Origin of the sequence: Lactimicrobium sp., assembly GCF_036453465.1 — a bacterium.
Classification (GTDB): domain Bacteria; phylum Bacillota_I; class Bacilli_A; order Erysipelotrichales; family Erysipelotrichaceae; genus Bulleidia.
Window position 1 is genome coordinate 1 of sequence record NZ_JAZHUW010000014.1, and the last position, 15,484, is coordinate 15,484.

The 15,484-nt window shown below is 49.1% G+C and carries 14 protein-coding genes; all 14 read left to right on the plus strand.

The window, feature by feature from the left end:
• Positions 1-182 precede the first annotated feature (182 nt).
• The 14 genes from SOI44_RS04985 (at position 183) to SOI44_RS05050 (ending at position 15,483) form a co-directional block, all read left to right on the plus strand.
• Positions 183-539: a BlaI/MecI/CopY family transcriptional regulator gene (locus SOI44_RS04985; protein WP_331348124.1), complete on the plus strand. Its 357-nt coding sequence runs from the start codon at positions 183-185 to the stop codon at positions 537-539.
• Complete coding sequence (locus SOI44_RS04990; RefSeq protein ID WP_331348125.1) at positions 536-1,747, plus strand: SseB family protein; 1,212 nt, start codon at positions 536-538, stop codon at positions 1,745-1,747. The genes SOI44_RS04985 and SOI44_RS04990 overlap by 4 nt, the downstream gene beginning before the upstream one ends.
• Positions 1,734-3,035, plus strand: coding sequence for a M18 family aminopeptidase (locus SOI44_RS04995; RefSeq protein ID WP_331348126.1), 1,302 nt, complete (start codon positions 1,734-1,736; stop codon positions 3,033-3,035). Before SOI44_RS04990 ends, SOI44_RS04995 begins: the two co-directional genes overlap by 14 nt.
• A gap of 65 nt (positions 3,036-3,100) precedes the next feature.
• On the plus strand, positions 3,101-4,447 hold the full coding sequence (gene gdhA / locus SOI44_RS05000) for an NADP-specific glutamate dehydrogenase (protein WP_331348127.1): 1,347 nt from the start codon (positions 3,101-3,103) through the stop codon (positions 4,445-4,447).
• Between the two features lie 53 nt (positions 4,448-4,500).
• Positions 4,501-5,853, plus strand: coding sequence for an MATE family efflux transporter (locus tag SOI44_RS05005; protein ID WP_331348128.1), 1,353 nt, complete (start codon positions 4,501-4,503; stop codon positions 5,851-5,853).
• A gap of 3 nt (positions 5,854-5,856) precedes the next feature.
• Entirely contained in the window at positions 5,857-6,828 is a 972-nt protein-coding gene (locus SOI44_RS05010) for a diacylglycerol/lipid kinase family protein (RefSeq protein WP_331348129.1), read from the plus strand.
• Between the two features lie 11 nt (positions 6,829-6,839).
• Positions 6,840-7,760 (plus strand): 1-phosphofructokinase, encoded by a 921-nt coding sequence (gene pfkB / locus SOI44_RS05015; RefSeq protein WP_331348130.1) that lies wholly within the window; start codon positions 6,840-6,842, stop codon positions 7,758-7,760.
• 52 nt (positions 7,761-7,812) lie between these two features.
• Entirely contained in the window at positions 7,813-8,169 is a 357-nt protein-coding gene (locus tag SOI44_RS05020; RefSeq protein ID WP_331348131.1) for a DUF1304 domain-containing protein, read from the plus strand.
• Between the two features lie 258 nt (positions 8,170-8,427).
• Positions 8,428-8,631: a type II toxin-antitoxin system Y4mF family antitoxin gene (locus SOI44_RS05025; RefSeq protein WP_331348132.1), complete on the plus strand. Its 204-nt coding sequence runs from the start codon at positions 8,428-8,430 to the stop codon at positions 8,629-8,631.
• A complete protein-coding gene (locus SOI44_RS05030; RefSeq protein WP_331348133.1) occupies positions 8,624-8,956 on the plus strand; it encodes a HipA N-terminal domain-containing protein in 333 nt (110 codons plus the stop codon). Before SOI44_RS05025 ends, SOI44_RS05030 begins: the two co-directional genes overlap by 8 nt.
• Positions 8,953-9,927 (plus strand): type II toxin-antitoxin system HipA family toxin, encoded by a 975-nt coding sequence (locus tag SOI44_RS05035; protein WP_331348134.1) that lies wholly within the window; start codon positions 8,953-8,955, stop codon positions 9,925-9,927. The genes SOI44_RS05030 and SOI44_RS05035 overlap by 4 nt, the downstream gene beginning before the upstream one ends.
• Positions 9,928-10,019: 92 nt before the next feature.
• A complete protein-coding gene (gene purF / locus SOI44_RS05040; protein WP_331348135.1) occupies positions 10,020-11,489 on the plus strand; it encodes an amidophosphoribosyltransferase in 1,470 nt (489 codons plus the stop codon).
• Positions 11,490-11,593: 104 nt separating this feature from the next.
• Positions 11,594-12,736: an exonuclease SbcCD subunit D gene (locus SOI44_RS05045; RefSeq protein WP_331348136.1), complete on the plus strand. Its 1,143-nt coding sequence runs from the start codon at positions 11,594-11,596 to the stop codon at positions 12,734-12,736.
• Positions 12,733-15,483: an SMC family ATPase gene (locus SOI44_RS05050; protein WP_331348137.1), complete on the plus strand. Its 2,751-nt coding sequence runs from the start codon at positions 12,733-12,735 to the stop codon at positions 15,481-15,483. Before SOI44_RS05045 ends, SOI44_RS05050 begins: the two co-directional genes overlap by 4 nt.
• The last annotated feature ends 1 nt before the right edge of the window (position 15,484 follow it).

Genomic DNA, 15,484 nt, shown 5'->3' on the forward strand with positions numbered 1-15,484 from the left:
CCATATACATAAATATTATATCACAATTAGCGCTAATCTGCATAAAAACAAAAGAAAATCTCATCACAATTTCTCATGATGAGATTCTCATTTTGAGGGGTTACTCGTTACAGCCCCTTTTATGTGCCTGTGGTTTGACGTGCTGGTTTTACACGTGTAGACTATGCAGTATGGATGAAAAAATGAGTGAGGCAGAGACACGGATTGCCGAGTGGATCTGGGCAAATCCGTGGATCGGATCGATGAAGCTGGTGAAGATGTGTGAAGCCAATTATGGCTGGAAACAGTCGACGGTGTATACGATGCTTGCCAGGATGAGAAAAAAGGGCGTTTTGATCAATGATCATGCGGCTTTGACGATGGCCATTGACCGGCAGGCATATTATGAGCAGTATGCAAAGATTCTGCTGGATCAATACTGGCAGGGATCGTTGTATGCGTTTGTGTCCTGCTGTGTGCAGGATGGTATTGATGTTGAGGATGCGGGCAGGCTGATTCATCTGATCCGCATGAAGACAAAGCAGGGAGGTTCGCGATGAAGAATCAGAAAGCGGCGTATCAGGGACTGGCACTGGCACTGGTGATTTCCGGTGTGCTGATGCTGGTGATCTCAGGCATAGAGAGTCTCTGGTCGTTTGTATATGTATTATGCATTGTGTGCGGCTGGTATGTCTTTAAAGAAGGGCGTGACATGGTTCAGGTCGGTATAGGACAGCGCAGTGTGGCATCCTATACCAATGGCCGCAATTTCCGTTCTCTTGTTATGGCTGCGGTGCTGTTTGTGTATGCCAATATGAGAAGTATGATTCTGGCTGGCAACAGTTTCGTGTATGCAGCGAATCAATTGCTGTGGCCGGTTGTGGGTATCATTGCGGCCTGCGGTATTTATGCGGTGATGGATGAAGAGGGCCATCAGAAGAAGGCAAAGATACCGGATACGGTCTATTACAATAAGGAGAAGCGGCGCTATACGCTGCTGGTGGAACAGTCCAGCCTGCATGAGACAGCATCGGTGATGGGTACTGTGCATGGCATGATCCGGGCTGGAGATGAAGTGGATGTGCTGCTGGCAGGGCGCTCACCGGTGCATGTACGTGTGATTGGCCTGAAGATGAATGGTGCTTCTGTGCAGCAGGCAAAAGACTGCCACGTGGAGGTGAAGCTGGATGCGGCAATTGTGGTGGAGCAGTTCAGTGTGCTGAGTTCTCTGCAGGCGGAAAATCGGCCTTTGTTCAAGCTGGAAAATCCTTTGTTAAGAGGGATGTGCTATGAGTATGGCCGCTATATCAAGGATCATCAGTTCATGAGTCTGTTTCTCAATGCGCTTGTGCATTCCAGCTTTGTGGTGCCGGTGATGATGGATCATCTGCCGCAGCTTGTCAATGGCCGGATGCAGTTTGTGGAGAATACCCGGCTTGGCTTTATGGGGGTCAGCCGCAAGGACAGCGGCGGCATGGATTCGTTTGCGATCTTTACGGATGAGGATGCCTTGTCCCGCTGGAAACAGTTGTATCTTGCCGGCAATCGGCCAAAGACGCTGCGGGTGACCTTTCAGGATGCTGTGAGCATCATGTGGAAGGGCCATCAGAGTATGGTCATCAACCCCTTTGGACCGGTATATGTGTATCTGACTGGTGAACTGGTGGATGCCATTACCAGACAGGATTCGTATATCAAGGAGTTTGGGGCTCCGGGTGAGCACGGTCTCAGTTTTGTTAATCAGGAGGATGAACATGAACACAAATGATGTGAATCAACAACTGCTGTCATTTCTTGCAAAGGGCGTAACGGCATTTCATGCCATTGCGGCTGTGAGAGAAAAGCTTGATCATGCCGGTTTTCAGGAACTCAAAGAGAGTGAGACATGGCAGCTGAAAGATGGCGGAAAGTACTATGTGGTGCGCAACCAGTCTGCTTTGATTGCTTTCCGTTATCATCATGATTATCAGGGATACATGATGGGGGCTGCCCATTGTGATTCCCCTTCCTTCAAGATCAAGGTCAATCCGGAGATGAAGGAAAACGGCTATGTGAAGCTGAATGTGGAGATGTATGGCGGTGCTTTGATCTATCCATGGCTTGATCGGCCGCTGTCTGTGGCTGGCAGGATTGTGGTGAAAGATGGTCAGTCGCTTGTGACAAAGCTTGTGAAGGTGGACAGGGATCTGTTGATGATTCCATCCCTTGCCATCCATATGGACAGAAGTGCCAATGATGGCCATACCTGGAATGTGCAGACTGAAATCTGTCCGCTGCTGGGCCAGGAGGGCTGCGGTTCTTTGCTGGATGTCATTGCTAAGGAGGCCGGTGTAAAGACAGAGGATATTCTGGGCCATGATCTGTATTTGTATGTGCGTACACCGGGTACCATCTGGGGTGCAGCGGATGAGTTTGTCAGTGCACCGCATCTGGATGATCTGCAGTGTGTGTTTGGCATTGTCAATGGTTTCCTGCAGGCCAAAGACAGTGCATCTTTACCGGTGTGCTGCATCTTTGATAATGAAGAGACAGGTTCTTTGACCAAGCAGGGTGCGGACAGTACGTTTCTGGCAGATGTGATTGAAAGGATCGGGATTGCCAGCGGTAAGAGTGCAGATGAGCAGATGGCATGTGCGGCCAATGCATTCCTGGTTTCAGGGGACAATGCCCATGCGGTGCATCCGTGCCACAGTGAGATGGCGGATCCTGTGAATAAGCCGAAGATGAATGGCGGTATTGTCATCAAGTACCATGCCAATCAGCAGTATACAAGTGATGCCGTATCATCGGCCTATTTCCAGCTCATCTGTAAAGAGGCCGGGGTACCGGTGCAGTCATTTGTCAACCGCTCGGATAAACGGGGCGGCAGTACACTTGGCAATCTCTCAAACCGCCATTTCTCACAGAATGCGGTGGATATCGGTCTGCCGCAGCTGGCGATGCATTCCTGCTATGAAACCGCAGGTACAAAAGATACAGCATATCTGATTGATGCCATGAAGTGTTACTTCAGCCATAGCTTTCTGTCTGAGGGTGAAGGAAAATTTTCCATTTGAATGTAAACGTATTCAGAATCTGAAAGGAAATAGTACAATAAGGGAAATGACAGGAGGAATTCACAATGAGTGAGTATGTCGAGCGTGTGATTGCAGAAACTGCGAAGCGCAATCCGGATCAGCCGGAGTTTCTGCAGACAGTAACAGAGGTTTTGCATAGTATTGCCCCGGTGGTGGACGCCCATCCGGAGTATGAAAAGGCTGCTCTGCTGGAGAGGCTTGTGGAGCCGGAACGGCAGATAATGTTCCGGGTGACATGGACGGATGATGAGGGCAAGGTGCATGTCAACCGCGGCTATCGGATCCAGTTCAATGGTGCCCTTGGCCCGTATAAGGGAGGCCTGCGTTTCCATCCGAGTGTAAATCTTTCCATTCTGAAGTTCCTTGGCTTCGAGCAGGTGTTCAAGAATTCTCTGACAACACTGCCGATTGGCGGCGGCAAGGGCGGCAGTGACTTTGATCCGCATGGCCGCAGTGATGGTGAGATCATGCGTTTCTGCCAGGCATTCATGACCGAGCTGCAGAGACATATCGGCCTGAATACAGATGTACCGGCTGGTGATATTGGTGTCGGCGGCCGTGAGATCGGCTATTTGTTCGGCCAGTACAGAAGAATCCGGGATGCCTATGATAATGGTGTTCTGACTGGCAAGGGTCTGTCCTATGGCGGCTCTTTGATCCGTCCGGAAGCGACTGGCTATGGTGTGCTGTACTATGCCGAGAGAGTCCTGGAACATCTTGGTGACAGCATCAAGGGCAAGACGGTTGCGGTATCTGGTTATGGCAATGTTGCCTGGGGTGTCTGTGAGAAGGTCAAGGAGCTTGGCGGCAAGGTTGTGACATTGTCGGGTCATAATGGCTATGTATATGATCCGGATGGTGTTGTGACGGATGAGAAGATCAATTATCTGCTGGAGATGAGAGCCAGCCGCAATGCGAATATCCGCATGTATGCTGAGAAGTTCGGCCTGGAATTCCATGAGGGTGAAAAGCCATGGAGTGTGAAGGCTGATATCTGCATTCCGTGTGCGACCCAGAATGAGATCGGCATGAAGGAAGCAGAAGAGATTGTGGCCAATGGCACAAAGTATTACTTTGAGGGTGCCAATATGCCGGCTTCCAATGAAGCCATTGCCTATCTGCAGGGCCATGGTGTTGTGGTTGGACCTGCCAAGGCTGCCAATGCCGGTGGTGTTGCTGTGAGTGCACTGGAGATGAGCCAGAACAGTGAGCGTCTGTCCTGGACGAAGGAAGAGGTGGATGCCCGTCTGAAGGGTATCATGCGTTCCATCGTGGATTCTTCTCTGGCAGCGGCAAAGAAGTACGGCCATGAGGGTGATCTTGTGGTTGGTGCCAATATTGCCGGTTTTGAGAAGGTTGCAGATGCGATGATGGCCCAGGGCTTGTTCTGAGCTGTGATTGCAATGGCCGGTGATCCGGCCATTTTTATATCAGGAGGGAAGTTATGAATCAGGGAAATTTTACCGAAGGGAAGATTCTTGAACCATTGCTGGCCTTTGCACTGCCGGTGCTGCTGGCTTTGTTTCTGCAGTCTTTGTATGGTGCGGTTGACCTGCTTGTCGTCGGTCAGTTTGCGACCAGTGCAGATGTATCGGCGGTTTCAACGGGTTCACAGATCATGTTTGTGGTGACCAATGTCATTGCCTCTCTTGCCATGGGTACGACAATTCTGATTGGACAGCAGATGGGGGCCGGACGCAATGAGCAGGCCGGAAGAACCATGGGAACTTCGATTGTATTCTTTACCGTGCTGGCTTTGATCCTGAGCGTGGTGATGGTGGCTTTTGTAAAGCCGATTGCCAATATCATGAATGCACCGGAAGAAGCGTATCAGATGACATGTGATTATCTGCGGATCTGTTCCTTCGGCATGGTGTTCATTGTCGGCTATAACCTGATTGGTTCTTTGTTCAGGGGGCTTGGCAATTCACGGCTTCCTCTTTTGACGGTTGCCATTGCGGCTGTGATCAATATCTTCGGTGATCTGTTCTGTGTCTGTGTGCTGCATATGGGAGCAGCCGGTGCGGCTGTGGCAACGGTTGTATCGCAGGCCATTTCACTTGTGATCTCATTTTTATTGATCCGGCGGATGAAACTGCCGTTTCACTTCACCAGAAAAGAGCTTTGCTGGGATGGTTCTTTGATCAGACGGGTCTGCGGCCTTGGTTTTCCGATTGCCATTTCTGATTTCCTGGTTGGTCTTTCTTTTCTGGTTATCGTGGCGATTGTCAATGTGCTTGGCGTCACTGCCAGTGCCGGTGTCGGGGTGGCTGAGAAGGTTTGCGGTTTTATCATGCTTGTGCCAAGTGCGTTTTCCCAATCCATGGCAGCCTTTGCGGCCCAGAACTTTGGTGCCAATAAGCTGGACCGGGCCCGGAAGGGACTGCTGTATGGTCTGGCGGTGTCATGGATCATTGGTGCTGTCATGGCTTATCTATCCTTCTTCCATGGTGATATGCTGTGCCGGATCTTTGCCCGGGAGCCGGAAGTGGTTGCGGCCGGCTGGCAGTATCTGAAAGCATATGGCATTGACTGCCTGCTGACACCGATCTTCTTCAATCTGGCCGGTTATTTCAATGGCTGTGGCAAAACAAGGTTTGTCATGGCGGAGAATCTGATCGGCGGCATTGGCATCCGTCTGCCGGTTTCCTTCCTTATGAGCAAGGTCAAGCCGGTGTCATTGTTCCGGATCGGCCTGGCAACACCGACGGCTTCCTTTGTGCAGAATATCCTCTGTGTGGTGTATTTTGTGATGCTGGAAAAACAGCAGAAGCGGGCCGCGGGTGTACAATCATGATGTATGGAATTTCACGTCATTATTAATCCGGCGGCGGCTGCCGGAAGGACAATGAAACTGTGGCAGAAGATCAAACCTTTGTTTGACAAAGTGTCATATACCGTTCATGTTTCCTCTCTTTCACATGATATCCGCACCATCTGCAAAGAGCTGACATCACATCTGAAGGAGAACATCGGCATCATTCTGATTGGCGGCGATGGCTCCATGAATGATGCTGTCAATGGCATTCAGGATTTCAAACATGCTTTGGTCGGCCTGATTCCATGTGGATCGGGCAATGATATGGTCCGGGATATGAACCTGGACAAGGATGTGGCAAAGCTGGTTGAGACGATGCTGGAAGGCAGGGTCAGAAGAAAGATGGATATTGGTGAGACCACCATCTTTCATCCATCCTGTTTCATGGACCATTCCACAAAGGAAGTCAGTGATGGCGGCCCGGATCCGTTTGTACAGAAGTTTCTTGTTTCAAGCGGTTTTGGCTATGATGCGGCGATCTGTCAGCAGGTCTTTCTGTCTTCTGCCAAGGCTAAGCTGAATAAGATTCATCTTGGTTCTTTGATCTATGTGCTGATTGCACTGCGGCTGATTCTGAAACAGAAGAATGCACCGGTGCAGCTGGAACTTGATGGCAGGAAGGAAACGGTAGAGAAAGCAACATTTCTTTCCGTGCATAATCACTGCTATGAGGGCGGTGGCTTCAAGTTCTGCCCATATGCCGATGCCCAGGATGGGCAGCTGGATGTGTGTGAGGCCTTTGGCTTTCATCTGGGTTCATTTATCCGTGTTTTTGTGCATGCATACAATGGCTCTCAGGTGAAGTATACGGATCATGTCGGCCAGCGGCGGGCAAAGGACATCCGCATGCATAGTGATTCTCCATTATGGGTGCATTGTGATGGGGAAGTGTATTGTATGACCTGTGATGTGCAGATGCAGGTTCTCAAGGAGAAGCTGCAGTTTCTGCTTTGAGGGAGAAATTCATGATTTATACGGTTACCTTGAATCCTGCTTTGGATGATGTGATGCAGGTGGAGCACTTTGCAAAGGGACAGCTGAACCGGGCAAAGAGCGCACAGCTGTTTCCTGGCGGCAAGGGCATCAATGTGTCTCTGGTGCTGGATCAGCTGGGGATGAAAAGCACGGCACTGGGCTTTGTGGCAGGGGATACCGGCACCATGCTGGAAAACATGCTGGCAAAGACCGGCGTGCATTGTGAGTTTATCCATGTGATGGGTGGCAGTACGCGCATCAATATCAAGATTCATGATGACGATGATACAGAGATCAATGGACCCGGGCCTCTTGTTGAGGAATATGATCTGCAGGATCTGCTGAAACGGGTTAAAGCCATGCATAAGACAGATGTTCTGGTGCTTTCGGGCAGCTGTGCGCCGGGTCTTGGGAATGATGTATATGCGCGTATTATGCAGAAGGCACCAAAGGGGATGAAAATCATCGTCGATGCAGAAAAGAAGCTGCTGGAGCCGGTGCTGCCTTTTCATCCGTTTTTGATCAAGCCGAATCGGCCGGAGATGGAAGCTTTGACGGGCAGAAAGATGGAACATCTGGATGATGTGCTGGAAGGGGCTGCTTTCCTGCAGGAAAAGGGTGCTGAAAATGTGCTGGTATCTCTTGGTGAAGACGGTGCTGTGCTGATGAGCGCAGATGGCCAGGTGTACCAAAGAAAAGCAGCATCGGGTAAGGTTGTCAATCCGACCGGTGCGGGTGACAGCATGGTGGCTGGCTTTCTGTTTGGATATCTTGTGCAGAAAAGCTTTGAAGGTGCTTTGACGCTTGGGACTGCCTGCGGCGGGGCAGCAGCCTTTTCCAGCGGTCTTTGTACAGCAGAAAAGATCGATGATGTACTGGCGCAGATGGCGCAGGAAGAGGCAGAACTCTAGACGCCATCTTTTTCTTTTGGTAAGGTGATCCTCGAAAGAGGGGGATTGAGAAATGAATATTGTGACAAAGATTCTGGCTGTTCTGACCGCACTTGAGTTCCTTTACATCTGTTATCTGGAATCCGTGGCAACAGATTCTGAAAAGACGGCAAAAGTATTCGGTATGAGCCAGGAAGAGCTGAGAAGAAAGAGTGTCAATACATTGTTTAAAAACCAGGGGATCTACAACGGCCTGATTGCGGTGATGATCTTCCTGTCTGTGTTTACCTTCAACAGTCTGAAGGGTGTGTTCTGTCTAATGTGCTACATCATTGGAGTGGCGGCATATGGCAGTATTACCAGCAATCCTAAGATCATTCTGATGCAGGGCGGCCTGGCCATCCTGACCGTGATTTCGACATTCTTCTGAGAATCATCTCGTAAATGTAAAAGCTATGCATGATGCACTTTGTAAAGCACATCATGCATGTTTTTTATCTGGGAAATTAAAGATAGGCGGCTGTATACAGCAGGCTCTGCAGCATATGCTTTGGATGCAATGCGTAATAATGCTTTAGAATATACCCTATCGAGTATAATCTGTTGCTAACATATATAGAATATACCTTAAAGGGTATAAAACTATTCAGCCAGAATTAATATATACCTGATATGGTATAATTTATTCATGAATGAAATTGCAAAATATGTAAAGAAAGCGCGGCGGGAAGCTGGCCTGACGCAGAAAGAGTTTGCCTTGAGGTCGGGACTTGGTCTTCGCTTTGTGCGTGATCTGGAACAGGGAAAAGAGACAGTCCGCATGGATAAGGTAAATCAGGCACTGGCTATGTTTGGCATGACGGCGGTGCCGGGGAGAATCAGTCATGAGTGATCGTGTATTGCGCAGCGGTAATGTATTTGTGCAGAATCATCTGTGTGGAAAGATACAGGAAACGGATGCAGGGTATGTTTTCTATTACCTTTCAGAGTGGCTTTGTCAGCCTGATGCAGTGGCTGTCAGTCTGACTCTGCCTTTGCAAAAAGAGCCCTATACTGCAAAGAATCTTTTTCCTTTCTTTGATGGATTAATACCGGAGGGATGGCTGCTGGATCTTGTCAGCAGGAACTGGAAGATCAGCCGTCAGGATCGGTTTGGGCTATTACTGGCGGCCTGCCGTGACTGCATCGGTGATGTCAGGATAGAGGAGGACGCATGAAACGCTGTCTTTGCTGTGGAAAGCCGCTGTCAGCACAGGAAGAATCAATCGGCTGGCATAAAAGGTGTATTAACAAGTTTTTTGATACAGATGAGCTGCCTTCGCTGCAGATCAATCATGATGAAATGAAGAAACTGGCAGATTTGTCAGTTGAACATCATCAGACGATTGCCGGTGTTCAGAAGAAATTATCGCTGCATCTTTCCAAGCTGAGTCAAAATCGTCTGACATTGGTAGATTATCCTACCGGTTACATCCTGAAGCCACCTTCTGATGAGTATGCGCTTCTGCCGGAAACAGAGCAGCTTGTGATGACCATGGCGGATCGGATTGGCATCAGGACAGTACCACACGCATTAATCAGACTGCAGAATGAACAGTTTGGTTATATTACAAAACGCATTGACCGGCGGAATACGGCTGATTCTGACAGTTTTCAAATGTATGCGATGGAGGATTTCTGCCAGTTGATGCAAAGACAGACGGCAGATAAATACAGCAGCTCTTATGAACAATGCGGGCAGGTTATCTGGAAGTATTCCAGTCAGCCTGGTCTGGATCTTGCGGATTTTTTTCTGCGTATTCTGTTTTGCTTTGTAACATTGAACTCAGATATGCATCTGAAGAATTTCTCTTTAATAGAGAAGAAACCTGGAAATCGTATCTTCACGCTTTCTCCTGCATATGATCTTCTGCCGGTCAATCTTGTTGTCTCCTCTGACAAAGAGCAGACTGCGCTGACATTGAATGGGAAAAAGAAAAATCTGCATCGCAAAGACTTTCTGATTCTGGCACAGCATTGCGGCATCAATCAGAAAGCGGCTGTTAACATGATTCAGGAAATAATCTTAAAGAAGGATATTTTCATGAAAACAGTGGATGAATGTAGTCTTCCGGATGAAGTCAAAGTATCTTTGAAGGAAATGATGGCAGATAGAATTTCTGCATTGTCCGCAGGAAAACAAAATTGAACCGCATGACGATTTGGTCTGTTTTTACTGTGATTCTTTGTGTGAGGATGTATACTAACAGCGTTATTTGAATGGAAAGATGAGGGAAGCGCATGATCCACGAGGAATGCGGTGTCTTTGGTATCTATGATCAGAATGGTAAGACAGATGTAGCTGGCAATACGTATTATGGTTTGTTTTCTCTGCAGCATCGTGGACAGGAGTCCTGCGGCATTGCGGTGAATGACCGCGGTGTGATTACATGTGAGAAGGATGTCGGCCTGGTGCGTGACGTGTTTACGCGTGAGAAGCTGATGTCGCTTGGCCGGGGCCAGATGGCAATCGGCCATACCCGGTATTCAACCTTTGGCACAGTGAATCAGACTAATGCCCAGCCGCTGGTGGTGCGCCATATCAAGGGCCAGCTTGCTCTTGTGCATAATGGCAACCTGACGAATGCGCCGGAGCTGCGCCGCAAGCTGGAGATGCATGGTGCCATCTTCCATACGACAAATGATACCGAGATCATTGCCTATATGATCATCAAGGAACGGCTGAGTGCACCATCCATCGAAGAGGCCATCAACCGTGCCATGTATAATCTGGAAGGTGCCTATTCACTGGTGATCATGTCGCCGGAGAAGCTGATTGCAGTGCGTGATATGACGGGATTCCGTCCTTTATGCATGGGCCAGATGAAGGATGGCCAGATCATCTTCGCCTCAGAGACATGTGCTTTGGATTCTTTAGGTGCGAAGTTCATCCGCAATCTGGATGCCGGTGAGATTGTGGTTGTGGATAAGACGGGAATTCGCTCCATCCGTGAACATGTCAATCCGGTGAAGCACATGTGTGCGTTTGAATATATTTACTTTGCCCGTCCAGACAGTGTGATGGAAGGATTGAGCATTCATCAGGCCCGCATCAATGCCGGCCATATTCTTGCCAAAGAGCATCCGGTGGATGCGGATGTGGTGATCGGTGTGCCGGATTCTGGTCTGGATGCGGCCATCGGTTATGCCCAGGCATCTGGTATTCCGTATGAGATGGGCTTTACCAAGAACCGTTACATTGCTAGAACGTTCATTCAGCCTACGCAGGATCAGCGTGAGAATGCGGTGCGCATGAAGCTGAATGTGATTGCGTCGGTTGTCAAAGGCAAGCGCGTGATCATGGTGGATGACTCGATTGTGCGTGGTACAACTTCGGCAAGAATCGTGGCATTGTTACGGGATGCCGGTGCTAAGGAGATTCATGTGCGTATCTCTGCCCCGCCGTTTATTTCACCATGTTACTATGGCACCGATATTGATTCGAAGAAGAATCTGATTGCCTGTAAGATGAGCCTGGATGAGATCTGCAAGTATATTGGTGCGGATTCCCTTGGCTATCTGAGTGTGGATGGGGTAAGGCAGATGTGTGCCGATGCCAATTGCGATCTGTGCCTTGGCTGCTTTACGGAGCACTATCCGGCGGCTGTGCCGAAGGAGAGTGAAAAGTCAAAGTTTGAGCAGAAGATCGGCTTTGATGAAGATGAGGTGGATACCCGTGAAAGAGTGCACGGGGATGCCAAGGAATTGTAAGAGTTTGTAAAGAAGAGAATGAAACGGGCGGACCCTTGTTTGGATCTGCCCGTTTTGTACGTCGGGAATGATAAGATAGAAGGACAGCTGACAGGAGGTATTTCATGAAGTTTGCACATCTGGCAGATCTGCATCTTGGCATGGTTGTCAATCATGTGTCGATGGCAGAAGAACAGAAACATATTCTGAAAGAAATTGTAAAGATCCTGGAGGAAGAAAAGCCGGATGCACTGCTGATTGCCGGTGATGTGTATGACAAGGCAGTGCCTTCGGTGGAGGCAGTGAATCTGCTGGATGATTTCCTGACGGATCTTGTAAAATACCATATCCGTACCTATCTCATTGCCGGCAATCATGATCAGGGAGATCGGCTTGCCTATGCGGGACATCTGCTGGCCAGCCAGGGCATTCATATCTGTGGAAACTTTGATGGGAAGATGGATCATGATGTGCTGGCGGATGCATTCGGCAAAGTGCATGTGTGGCTGCTGCCATATATCCGGCCAAGCTATGTCAACCGGTATCTGGATGAAGATGAAAGAGTTGGCAGCTATCAGGAAGCGGTGGCTAAGGCCATTGCCATGTCGGATGTGGACTTTTCCAAGCGGAATGTGATTGTGTCTCATCAGTTTGTAACGGGGGCACAGGTGGATCCCCTTGGCTCTGAGCAGCTGATTGTCGGCGGTCTGGATGAGATTTCATCATCGGTTTATGATGGCTTTGATTATGCGGCACTGGGCCATATCCACCGCCGGCAGAAAATCAATGATCATGTGATCTATGCGGGTACGCCTCTGGCCTATTCTTTTGCGGAGGAAAAGCAGGAAAAGTCGATCAGCTTTATACAGATGGAAAAAAAGGGCACTGTGCATGTTTATACACGTACGTTAACGCCGCTGCATCATCTGCGTACCATTGAGGGATATTACAAAGAAATCCTTTCTGCTGCAGATGAGGATGAAAACAAAGAGGATTATGTCCGCTTTGTACTGCATGACAATCAGGAACAGCCGGATGCCATCCGCTATCTGCGGCAGCTGTATCCCAATGCGATGCGGCTGGAATATGACAATGAAAGAACGCGTGCTGAGATGATTCAGCCTGTCAATCAGATGCAGACAATGTCTCCCTCTGACTTGTTTGCCAGGTTTTACAAGGAGCGCAATGGTGTGGAAATGAGCACGGAACAGATTTCCTGGCTGAAAGATCTGATTGATGAGATCTGGAATGGAGGTGAGCAGGTATGAGACCGCTGCGTTTGGAAATGTGTGCCTTTGGCCCGTATGCTAAGCCGACGGTGCTGGATTTTTCTTTGCTTGGGGATGCCGGCCTGTATTTGATCACCGGTGATACCGGGGCTGGCAAGACAACGATCTTTGATGCCATTACCTATGCGCTGTATGGGCGCACATCAGGTGATAACCGGAGTGTGAAGACACTGCGGTCACAGTATGTGGATGACAGTGTGAAGACATATGTGAAGCTGGATTTTTCCTATGGGGGCAGAACCTATCATGTGATGCGGAAACTGCGCTATCAGAAGGAAAAGGATCTTCTGTCACAGGATGCTGAACTGATCATGCCGGATGGTTCTGTCATTGCCAAAAGTACACAGGTTACACATAAGATTGAAGAAATCCTGAAGATTGATTGTGATCAGTTTGCCCAGATTGCCATGATTGCCCAGGGCAGTTTCCGCCAGTTATTGACTGCGGACACAAAGCAGCGTGTGAAGCTGTTTCAGGATCTGTTTCATACAGGCAATTATCAGAAGTTGATGATTAAGCTGGAAGAGGAGCGCCGCAGTGCAGCTGATCAGGTCAATACGGAAATGACTGCTTTGCAGAGTGCTATTGGCTTTCTGCAGGGCAATGATGCCTGTGATCTGTCCCACTGGCAGTCTGACAATCCGTTTCTTCAGCAGGATGTATTCACATCAGAAGTACAGAAAACAATTGATGCGGATAAAGAGGATCAGGCAGAGATGGAAAAGCAGGTGCAGCAGAGAAGTGATGACAATGCAGTGCTTTCCAGATCCATTGGTCAAAAGGAAGAGATGGCTGGCCGCTATGCAGATCTGCATGCCATCGAGAAAAAGATTCCGGCAGCAGAAGATACTCTGAATGCCAGACAAAAGATTCTGCTGGCAAAGCAGCAGGCCAACGAGGATCAGGCCATTGCCGCACTGCAGGTGCAGCTTGCCCGGGAAAAGGAACAGCTGCCAAAGTATGGGGCAATGCAGCAGGCTAAGAAGGATCTGCAGCAGATGGAAAATATAGTGGATCATCTGCAGAAACAGATTGTGCAGAATCAGAAGAAGCTGACAATGGCAGAACAGACACTTGCCAAAGATCAGCAGCTGCAGCAGGCATACAAAGATGTGCCTGCAAAGCGCATTCAGGCTGAGAGTGATCTGAAGACGAAGCAAAACTATCAGACACAGCTGCAGGCCATTGCTGCATTGCAGCAGCAGATTCAGCAGACACAGCATGAAGAAACAGAGGCAAAAGCACTTGTTGAAAAGACACTGCGTGCCTATGAGGATGCCAATCATGTATACATGGAAAACCGGTCAGTGTTTTTCCGTGAGCAGGCCGGCCTGCTGGCATCTGGTTTACAGGATGGGGAACCCTGCCCGGTCTGTGGTGCTGTCCATCATCCTTCTCTGGCCCATCTTGCTGAGAATGCACCGGATCAGAAAACGGTGGAAAGCTTAGAGAAAAAGAGTCTGAAGGCAAAGAAGGAAAGTGATGCCGCCCATCAGAAATTATCCGGGATCAAAGCAAAGCTGCAGGAACAACAGAAGAATCTGTGCGTTTCTTTACAGCAGGCAGGTGTTATGGATGCAGGCAGTCTGCGTGATGCCATTGAAAAGATTGGTAAAGAGATCGATGGGATGCATCAGAAGATTTCACTGCTGTTAAAGCAGGAAAAAGTGCTGCAGCAGACAGAAGCAGAGATTGATACGCTTTCAAAGAATGTGGATGATATGCGTGCTCAGATGCAGGCTGCGATGATGGAGGAATCCCGGAAACAGGGTGAGATTCAGCAGGCAAAGCAGAAGATTGAGATCCTGCAGAAGGATCTTGCCTATGGCAGTGAAGCCGATGCGAAAAACCAGATGCGTGTGCTTTCTGATGAGATTGAGCGCCGGCAGAAAGCATGGCAGCAGGTGCAGCAGGATGTTCTGGACGCAAAACAGGCACTGCGTGATCTTGAACTGCAGAAAAAAACATATGAAGCTTCGCTGCCTGCTATTGATGAAGAGAGCTTCTTGAAAGAGCTGAAAGCAGATCAAAGCAGACTGGCAGAAAGTCAGAAGAAATTGTCATCAATGCAGAATGCTTTGAGTGTGATCAGCCACCGTCTACAGAATAATGTGCAGGCCTTTCATAAAGTGAGCTCTGGCATGAAGAAGCTGGAGAAACTGCAGAAGCACTATGACCTGGTGCGCTCGCTTGCCGATACGGCAGATTCGCATTTAAGCGGCAAGGAGAAGGTGACTCTGGAGGAGTATGTGCAGATGCATTACTTTGATGAGATTCTGTACTATGCCAACCGGCGGTACCGGCAGATGTCATCGGGTCAGTATGAGCTTGTGCGCCATCAGGATCATCTTGGCCGTCAGTCCCATGCGGCCTTGGCACTGGATGTGATTGATCATTACAATGATACGGTGCGGCCGGTGGATTCTCTTTCCGGCGGTGAGTCTTTCCTGGCTTCAATGTCGCTGGCACTGGGGTTGTCTGATGCCACCCAGGACCATGCCCATGTACAGATGGATGCGATGTTTATCGATGAAGGCTTTGGCTCCCTGGATGAAGAATCGCTTGCCCAGGCTGTGGATACATTAAGTTCCATCTCTGAGGCAGACCGTCTGATTGGTATTATTTCCCATGTGTCTCAGCTGGAAGAGAGGATCAGCCGGAAGATTGTGGTAAAGAAGAATCTGCAGGAAGATGGCGGCAGTACGGCCAGGATTGTGATTGATTAAC

Bases quoted from the DNA above. Each gene is read 5' to 3' on its own strand.
- SOI44_RS04985 (WP_331348124.1), top strand. From the start codon at position 183: ATGAGTGAGGCAGAGACACGGATTGCCGAGTGGATCTGGGCAAATCCG.
- SOI44_RS04990 (WP_331348125.1), top strand. From the start codon at position 536: ATGAAGAATCAGAAAGCGGCGTATCAGGGACTGGCACTGGCACTGGTG.
- SOI44_RS04995 (WP_331348126.1), top strand. From the start codon at position 1,734: ATGAACACAAATGATGTGAATCAACAACTGCTGTCATTTCTTGCAAAG.
- gdhA (WP_331348127.1), top strand. From the start codon at position 3,101: ATGAGTGAGTATGTCGAGCGTGTGATTGCAGAAACTGCGAAGCGCAAT.
- SOI44_RS05005 (WP_331348128.1), top strand. From the start codon at position 4,501: ATGAATCAGGGAAATTTTACCGAAGGGAAGATTCTTGAACCATTGCTG.
- SOI44_RS05010 (WP_331348129.1), top strand. From the start codon at position 5,857: ATGGAATTTCACGTCATTATTAATCCGGCGGCGGCTGCCGGAAGGACA.
- pfkB (WP_331348130.1), top strand. From the start codon at position 6,840: ATGATTTATACGGTTACCTTGAATCCTGCTTTGGATGATGTGATGCAG.
- SOI44_RS05020 (WP_331348131.1), top strand. From the start codon at position 7,813: ATGAATATTGTGACAAAGATTCTGGCTGTTCTGACCGCACTTGAGTTC.
- SOI44_RS05025 (WP_331348132.1), top strand. From the start codon at position 8,428: ATGAATGAAATTGCAAAATATGTAAAGAAAGCGCGGCGGGAAGCTGGC.
- SOI44_RS05030 (WP_331348133.1), top strand. From the start codon at position 8,624: ATGAGTGATCGTGTATTGCGCAGCGGTAATGTATTTGTGCAGAATCAT.
- SOI44_RS05035 (WP_331348134.1), top strand. From the start codon at position 8,953: ATGAAACGCTGTCTTTGCTGTGGAAAGCCGCTGTCAGCACAGGAAGAA.
- purF (WP_331348135.1), top strand. From the start codon at position 10,020: ATGATCCACGAGGAATGCGGTGTCTTTGGTATCTATGATCAGAATGGT.
- SOI44_RS05045 (WP_331348136.1), top strand. From the start codon at position 11,594: ATGAAGTTTGCACATCTGGCAGATCTGCATCTTGGCATGGTTGTCAAT.
- SOI44_RS05050 (WP_331348137.1), top strand. From the start codon at position 12,733: ATGAGACCGCTGCGTTTGGAAATGTGTGCCTTTGGCCCGTATGCTAAG.